The 8,175-nt window shown below is 74.8% G+C and carries 3 protein-coding genes; 2 read left to right on the forward strand and 1 reads right to left on the reverse strand.

Annotated elements, in window-relative coordinates:
- Window positions 1-313: 313 nt before the first annotated feature.
- Window positions 314-1,063 carry a DUF72 domain-containing protein gene (locus ACTIGN_RS14225; RefSeq protein WP_439624894.1) on the reverse strand — a complete coding sequence of 250 codons (750 nt, stop codon included), beginning with the start codon at window positions 1,061-1,063 and terminating at the stop codon, window positions 314-316.
- Window positions 1,064-1,619: 556 nt separating this feature from the next.
- Between ACTIGN_RS14225 and ACTIGN_RS14230 the strand changes: the two genes are divergently transcribed.
- The gene (locus tag ACTIGN_RS14230) at window positions 1,620-3,137 is read left to right on the forward strand and encodes an ATPase domain-containing protein (protein ID WP_439624896.1); all 1,518 of its coding nucleotides are present in this window, start codon (window positions 1,620-1,622) and stop codon (window positions 3,135-3,137) included.
- Complete coding sequence (locus tag ACTIGN_RS14235) at window positions 3,130-7,899, forward strand: PAS domain S-box protein (RefSeq protein WP_439624898.1); 4,770 nt, start codon at window positions 3,130-3,132, stop codon at window positions 7,897-7,899. Before ACTIGN_RS14230 ends, ACTIGN_RS14235 begins: the two co-directional genes overlap by 8 nt.
- Window positions 7,900-8,175 lie beyond the last annotated feature (276 nt).

Below are 8,175 nucleotides of genomic sequence, written 5' to 3' on the forward strand. Positions count from 1 at the left end.
CCCTCACCCGCGACTCGCAAAGCCTCGTCGCGACCTCTCCCCCGAGACCGGGGGCGAGGTGGGGCGCGCCGGTGCTACTCCATTGCTCGCCCATTCGCCCCGCTTGAGTGGGCACAGGACAACACCTCGCCCCGTTCCTACGGGGCGAGGTCGCCGCGCTTCGCGGCGGGTGAGGGGGGGCCACCTGAGCCGCTTCTCAAGCACGCGGTTCGTTCGGCCATCAATTCTAACTCTTGACCGCTCGTGCCGCGGCCCGCACCGGCCGCTCCCCGCAACGCGCGGCCGGTGCGGGCCGCGTTCCCCGCGCCACCGCTCAGCCCACCCCGACGCGGCCGAGCAGGTCGAGCGCGTTGACCGTCGCCGCGCCCTCGGCCGTGTTGTCGAAGACGCACCACACCTCGGCCGATTCGGCCGCCCCGGACAGCTTGGTCGCGAGGTCCTTCAAGTACTCGTCGTCGTAGGCCGAGTAGTACACCCGCGGCGACCCGTGCAGCCGGTAGTACACCAGTCCGTCCCACCCGCCCGGGGCCGAGGCCCCCGCGGCCACGGCCGGGTCCGCGGCGACTCGCGCCACGCGGAACTTGGTCGCGAGCCGCTCGGCCCCGCTCTCGAACCACGTCGCGTGCCGGGGCTCGAGCACCACGGCCCCGTCGAACCGGTCCCGCAGCGCGGCGAAGAACGGGTCCGCGGTGCCCGCGTCGAACGCGAGGCTCGGCGGGAGCTGGACCAGCAGCGGCCCGAGCTTCTCCCCCAGCGCGGTCGCTTCCGGGACGAACCGGTCGAGCACGTCCCCGGGGTCGGCCAGCCGCCGCACGTGCGTCGCCTCCTTCGGCACCTTGACCGCGAACCGGAAGCCCCCCGGCACCGACGCGGCCCACTTCGCATAGGTGGAGGGCTTGTGCGGCCGGTAGAAGGAGGAGTTGACCTCCACCGCCGGGAGCCGCCCGGCGTACCGGGACAGGTGGGTGCCCGCGGCCGGAAACGCGTCCGCGGACGCTTTCGGAACGGCCCAGCCGGCGCACCCGACCCGAACGGCGCGCGGCGGTTTGGTGGTGGTCTTCATGGGAGGTGTTCGAGGCCCCGTGTCGGCTCACGATCCGTCGCCGCCGAGAGCGGCCCGCACGTCGATAGGTCGCGCGGCAGCACTTCCCAGGGGTGCGGGCACCCGTCGCCGGCCGGACGCGAACTGTGGATGCGGTCGGCGGTGCCGTTCTGCCGAGCGTAACGTTGGGTGAGGGGTTGCCGCCGCACGTTCCCTCCGCCACGCAGGGGAGCAATCACGGTGCCACGAGGCGCGCGGCCGCGGGGCGGGTGCGGACCCGGTCCGCCGCGGGGTTGTGTCGGGGCGAAAGTCGCGTCGCGCCGACGGGCGGACGGAAAAGGAACCGGCGTTGGCGCGGAACTTGCATTCCGACGCGAGGCTGAAGTGTTCTTCACCCGCCCTCGCGGGAGCCGCTGCCGCCCGCTCTCCTACGATATAGGGGGGTCCGGTGGCGGTCGGACCGCGCCGCCCCGATCGGGGCCGGTGACTCCGCGGGGGCGGCAGAGTTGACCATCGGGGGCGGGACCGGGGCGGCCGGTCCGCTCGTTTATTCGCTTTATTCGCCTGGGTTACGCCGATGTCCGATCCCGAACCGACCGGCACCCCCCCGCCGCTCCTCGCCACGGGCGTGTCCGGTCTCGACGACGTGCTCGGGGGCGGGTTCACGCCCAACCGCCTGTACCTCGTCGAGGGCAACCCCGGGTCCGGCAAAACCACGCTGGCACTGGACTGCCTCCTGGAGGGCGTGCGGCGCGGGGAGCGGGTGCTCTACGTGACCCTGTCCGAGACGCGGGCCGAACTGGCCGCCGTGGCCCGGTCGCACGGCTGGTCGCTCGACGGGATCGACGTCCTGGAACTCGTGGCCCCTGAGTCCGAACTCGAGCCGGACAACCAGAACGCGATGTTCCGGCCGTCCGAGGTGGAACTCGGCGTCACCACCAAGGCGGTCCTGGCCGAGGTCGACCGCATCAAGCCCCGGCGGGTCGTGATCGACTCCCTGTCGGAGGTGCGGCTGCTGGCCCAGAGCGCCCTGCGGTACCGCCGCCAGGTGCTCGCCCTCAAGCAGTACTTCATCGGCCGCGAGTGCACGGTGTTCCTGCTCGACGACCTGACGGCCGCGGACGAGGACCTGCAGCTCCAGAGCATCGCGCACGGGGTCGTCAACCTGGAGCAGCTCTCGCCCGAGTACGGGGCCGAGCGGCGGCGGCTGCGGGTGGTGAAACTCCGCGGGCAGAAGTACCGGGGCGGGTACCACGACTTCGTCATCGAGCGGGGCGGGCTGGACGTGTTCCCGCGGCTCGTCGCCGGGGAGCACGCGCGGGGCCCGAAGCGCGGGCTCCTCAGGTCCGACAACGCCGGGCTGGACGCCCTCCTCGGCGGCGGGCTCCAGTACGGCACCAGCGCCGTCCTCATCGGCCCGGCCGGGTGCGGGAAGTCCACCCTCGCCATGCAGTACGCCCGCGCCGCGGCCGGCCGCGGCGAGCGGGCCGTGGTCTTCGCGTTCGACGAGCGGATCGAGACCGTCCTCGAGCGGACCGAGGGGCTCGGCATGGGCATCGCCGAGTTCGTCGCGGCGGGCCTCATCACCGTCCACCCGATCGACACGGCCGAGCTGTCCCCCGGCGAGTTCGCCCACCTGGTCCGCCGGGCCGCCGAGGGCGGGGGCGGGAACCCGGGGGCGAAGGTCGTCGTCATCGACAGCCTGAACGGGTACCTGAACGCGATGCCCGAGGAGAAGTTCCTCCACGCCCAGCTCCACGAGCTGCTCACGTACCTCGGGCACATGGGAGCGGTCACGTTCCTCCTGGTCGCCCAGCACGGGCTCGTCGGCCAGATGGTCACCCCGGTGGACACCACGTACCTGGGCGACACGGTGGTCCTGTTCCGGTACTTCGAGGCCCGGGGCGAGGTGCGGCAGGCGATCTCCGTCGTCAAGAAGCGGACCGGCCCGCACGAGCGGACCATCCGCGAGTTGAGTCTGGGCGCCACGGGCATCAGGGTCGGGGAGCCGCTCCGCGAGTTCCACGGCGTCCTCGGCGGCACGCCCACGTACCACGGACCGGAGCCGGGCACTGCGGGGCCGAAGGATGAGTGACGGGGGGCCGGACGACCTGGGGGGCCGCGTGCTCGTGCTGGCCCCGACGGCGCGGGACGCCGCGGCGAGCCGGGCCCTGCTCGCCGACGCCGGCGTCCGCTCGGTCGGGTGCGCCGGGATCGCGGACGTGTGCCGGGAGATCGGCCGCGGGGCCGGCGCGGCCCTGGTCACCGCCGAGGCCGTGCTGGGCGACGCGTCGAACAGCCTCGCGGCGGCCCTCAAGGCGCAACCGCCGTGGTCCGACCTGCCGCTGATCGTCCTCACCCCGCCCGGGGCGGACCCCCCGCACCTGCTGCGGGCGCTGGAGTCGGTCGGCCCGGTGACGCTGGTGAAGCGCCCCGTCCCGGTCTCGGCGCTCGTCAGCACCGTCCGCGCCGCCCTGCGCGACCGGGCGCGCCAGTACACGGTCCGCGACCTCTTGGCCGAGCGCGAGCGGGCGGCCGACGCGCTCCGCGCGGAGCGGGAGCGGTACCGGGTGACGCTGTCCAGCATCGGCGACGCGGTGGTCGCCACCGACGGGGCCGGCCGGGTCACGTTCCTGAACCCGGTGGCCGAGGGGCTGACCGGGTGGGGCACCACCGAGGCGGCGGGCCGGCCGCTCGACGCCGTGTTCCGCATCGTCAACGCGTCGTCCCGCCGGCCGGTCGAGAACCCGGCGGCCCGGGCGATGCAGGAGGGCGTCGTCGTCGGGCTGGCGAACCACACCGTCCTGATTGCCCGGGACGGCACCGAGCGGCCCATCGACGACAGCGCCGCCCCGATCCGGGGGGCCGGCGGGGCCGTCGAGGGGGCCGTCCTGGTGTTCCGGGACGTCACCGAGCGGACCCGGGCCGAGGCGGCCCGGGTGCGGCTGGTCGAGACCCTGGGGCTGGCGCTGGACGCGGGCGAGCTGGGCACGTGGGAGTGGGACCCGGCCACCGACGCCATGACCCTGTCCGCGCGGGCGGGCGCGATCTACGCCGTCGACCCGAACCGCCCGCACCCCCGGGAGCAGCTCCGCGGGCTCCTGCCCCCCGATTCCCGGGACCGGGCGCGCGAGGCCGCGGCCCGGGCCGCGGCCTCGCGCGCGGACTACGGCATCGAGTACCCGCTCGTCAGCGGGCGGTGGGTGGCGGCCCGCGGCCGCGGGGTGTACGACGAGACGGGCCGCCTGGTCCGGATGATCGGGGTGGTCCAGGACGTCACCGCCCGCAAGGCGGCCGAGGAGGCCCTGCGGCACAGCGAGGGGCGGCACCGCGTCCTGTCGGAGCTGGCGGGGCGGACCCAGGCCCTGACCGACCCGGCCGCGATCATGGCGGCCTCGTCCCGTCTCCTGGCCGAGCACCTGGGCGCGGACCGGTGCGCGTACGCGGAGGTCGAGGACGAGGCGGTCTACGTCATCACCGGGGACCACGCGCGCGGGGTGCCGAGCATCGTCGGCCGGTGGCCCGTCGCCGCGTTCGGGACCGAACACCACCGGTTGATGCGGGCGAACGAGCCGTTCGTCGTCGCGGACGCGGACGCGGACCCGCGGGTCGGCCCCGCCGACCTGCCGGCGTACCGGGCCGCGACCATCCGCGCGGTCGTCTGCGTCCCGCTCCACAAGGGCGGCCGGTTCACCGCCGCGATGGCGGTCCACCAGGCGGCGCCCCGCCGCTGGTCCGCGGCCGAGGTCGAGGTGATCACGGCGGTCGTGGGGCGGTGCTGGGAGGCGCTGGAGCGCGCCCGGGTGGACCGCGCCCTGCGGGAGAGCGAGGGCCGGTACCGGGCGACCGTCGAGGCGTCCCCGGAGTGCGTCAAGCTGGTCGCCCCGGACGGCACCCTGCTCCAGATGAACAGGGCCGGCCTCGCCATGATCGAGGGGGACGAGGCGGCCCTCGGCCGGAGCGTGTACGGCGTCGTCGCCCCCGAGGACCGGGACCGGTTCGCCGCGTTCAACGAGCGCGTGTGCCGGGGCGAGCGGGGGACCCTGGAGTTCGACGTCGTCGGGCTCCGGGGCACCCGGCGGCACATGGAGTCGACCGCGGTCCCGCTCCCGGCCCCGCGGGGCGGGTTCGCCCAGCTCGCCGTGACCCGCGACGTGACCGCCCGCAAGCGGGCCGAGGCGGCCCTGCGGGAGCGGGACGAGCGGCTCCAGTTGTTCCTCGAGAACGCGACCGACTACGCGGTCATCATCTCCGACCCGGACGACCGGGCCGTCGAGTGGCTGGGCGGGGCCGAGCGGATCACCGGGTGGCGGGCCGACGAGGCGCTGGGGCGGCCCGTGGCCGTCATCTTCACCCCCGAGGACCGCGCCGCCGGGGTGCCGGTGGCCGAGACGGACCGGGCGGCCGCGACCGGGCGGTCCGAGAACACGCGGTGGCACCAGCGCAAGGACGGGACGCGGTTCTTCGCCGAGGGGGTCACGGTCGGCTTCCGCGGCCCGGGCGGGGAGCTCCGCGGGTTCGGCAAGGTGTTCCGGGACGCGACCGAGAAGAAGCGGGCCGAGGACGCCGTCCGCGCGTCGGAGGAGCGGTACCGGGCCCTGTTCACCTCCATCGACCAGGGGTTCTGCGTCGTCGAGGTGCTGTTCGACGGCCCGGCGGCGACCGACTACCGGTTCCTCGAAGCCAACCCGGTGTTCGAGCGGCAGACCGGGCTGGCCCGCCCCGTCGGGCGGACGGCCCGCGAGCTCGTGCCCGGCCTGGAGGACCGGTGGGTCGAGCTCTACGGGCGGGTGGCCGCGACCGGAGAGCCCGCCCGGGTCGTCGAGGGGTCGGCGGCCATGGGCCGGTGGTTCGACGTGTTCGCCTCGCGGACGGGCGGCCCCGGGAGCCGGACCGTCGCGGTCCTGTTCACCGACGTCACCGACCGGAAGCGGGCCGAGGCCGAGCGGGAGCGGCTGCTCCGCGAGGTCGAGGCCGAGCGGGGCCGCCTGGCCGACGTGTTCCAGCGGGCCCCGTCGTTCATGTGCGTGGTCCGCGGCCCGGACCACGTGTTCGAGCGGGCCAACGACCGGTACCTCGAACTCGTCGGCGGGCGCGACATCATCGGCCGGCCCGTGCGCGAGGCGCTGCCGGAGGTCGCGGGCCAGGGCTTCTTCGAGGTCCTCGACGCGGTGTACCGGACCGGGGAGCCGTTCGTCGGCACCGACGCCCGGGTCTCGCTCCTGCGGGGCGGGCGGCTGGAGGAGCGGGTCCTCGAGTTCGTCTACCAGCCGGTGCGGGACGCGGGCGGGGCGGTGTCGGGGGTCCTGGCCCACGGGGTGGACCTGACCGAGCGGATGCGGGCCGAGGCGGCCCTCCGCGAGCGCGACGAGCGGCTCCAACTGGCGGTCGCCATCGCGCGGATGGGGACGTTCGAGGTCGACCTGGCGACCGACGCGGTGACGGTCAACGAGCCCGGGCGGGACATCTACGGGTGGGCCGACACCCGCACCACGTTCGCGCGGGTCCAGACCCACTTCCACCCGGCCGACCGGGACGCGGTGCTGCGGCACGTGGGGGCCGCCCTCGACCCGGCCGGGCCGGGCGTGTTCGAGGTCGAGCAGCGGATCGTGCGGGTCGGCGGCGCGGTGCGGTGGCTCCGGGTCCGCGGCCGCGCCCTGTTCGACGGGGCCGGCCCGGCCCGGCGCCCAGCGCTCCTGATCGGGGCCTACCTGGACGTGACGGACCAGAAGGAGGCCGAGGACGCTCTCCGCGAGGCCGACCGGAAGAAGGACGACTTCATCGCGCTGCTGGCCCACGAGCTGCGGAACCCCCTCGCGCCCATCCGCAACGGGCTCCAGGTGCTCCGCCTGTCGGACGACCGGGCGGCCCGGGACCGGGCACAGAAGATGATGGACCGGCAGCTCGCGCACATGGTGCGGATGATCGACGACCTGCTCGACGTGTCCCGCATCGGCCGCCACAAGATGGAGCTGCGCCGCACCCGGGTGGCGCTGGCGGACGTCGTGAGCAGCGCGGTGGAGACCGCCCGGCCCGGCATCGAGGAGGCGGGGCACGAGCTGGTCGTTTCGCTCCCGCCCCGGCCGGTGCTCCTCGACGCCGACCTGACCCGGCTCTCGCAGGTGCTCTCGAACCTGCTCACCAACAGCGCCAAGTACACCGAGCGGGGCGGGCGGATCTGGCTGGCGGCCGAGCCCCGCGCCGGGGCCGTGGCCGTCACGGTGCGGGACACCGGCATCGGCATCCCCGCCGAGGCGCTGCCCCGGGTCTTCGACATGTTCTCCCAGGTGGACCGGTCGACCGAGCGCAGCACCGGCGGGCTCGGCATCGGGCTGGCGCTGGTGAAGGGCCTGGTCGAGATGCACGGCGGCACCGTCGCGGCGCGGAGCGAGGGGCAGGGGCGGGGCAGCGAGTTCACCGTCACCCTGCCGGCCCTCGAGCCGCCCGCGGCCCCGGAACCGGCCCCCGACGACGCCCCGCACGGGCCGGGCGCGGCCCGCCGGGTGCTCGTGGTGGACGACAACCGCGACGGGGCCGAGTCCCTGTCCCAGATGCTCCTCCTGTGCGGCCACGAGGTCCGCACGGCGCACGACGGCCTGGAGGCGGTCGCGGCGGCCGCCGCGTTCCGCCCCGAGGTGATCCTCATGGACGTCGGGATGCCCCGGCTCAACGGGCTGGACGCGACCCGCCGGATCCGCGAGCAGCCGTGGGGCCGCGGGATCACGATCGTCGCGCTCACCGGGTGGGGGCAGGAGAACGACCGGGAGCGGTCGCGCGAGGCGGGGTGCGACGGGCACCTGGTCAAGCCGGTCAACCTGCCGGACCTGGAACAGGTGCTGGCGGGGGGGAAGGGGTGATACCGAATCCGTGTGATCGGTAACTGTGGCGCACTCTTGCCCTCCCACTTTGTGGGGGAGGGTGGCGAAGCTCGGCGAGCCGGGTGGGGGGAAGGCATCACGCGCTCAGGGACGTCCCCCCGCTCCTCGAAGACGCGGAGAGAACTTCCCCACCAGGGGGAGGCGAATACCACGGGTTACGCTTGAGAAGCGGTGGCGGAATGGTTCCGCGTAGTTGGTGAGGTGGTGTCGCGTGCCCCCTCACCCGCGACTCGCAGAGCCTCGTCGCGACCTCTC

It is taken from the genome of Gemmata sp., from assembly GCF_051859125.1.
GTDB lineage: Bacteria > Planctomycetota > Planctomycetia > Gemmatales > Gemmataceae > Gemmata.

What these genes read in the sequence shown, in the direction of transcription:
- ACTIGN_RS14235 (WP_439624898.1), top strand. Translation starts at nt 3,130, where the DNA reads ATGAGTGACGGGGGGCCGGACGACCTGGGGGGCCGCGTGCTCGTGCTG.
- ACTIGN_RS14225 (WP_439624894.1), bottom strand. Translation starts at nt 1,063, where the DNA reads ATGAAGACCACCACCAAACCGCCGCGCGCCGTTCGGGTCGGGTGCGCC.
- ACTIGN_RS14230 (WP_439624896.1), top strand. Translation starts at nt 1,620, where the DNA reads ATGTCCGATCCCGAACCGACCGGCACCCCCCCGCCGCTCCTCGCCACG.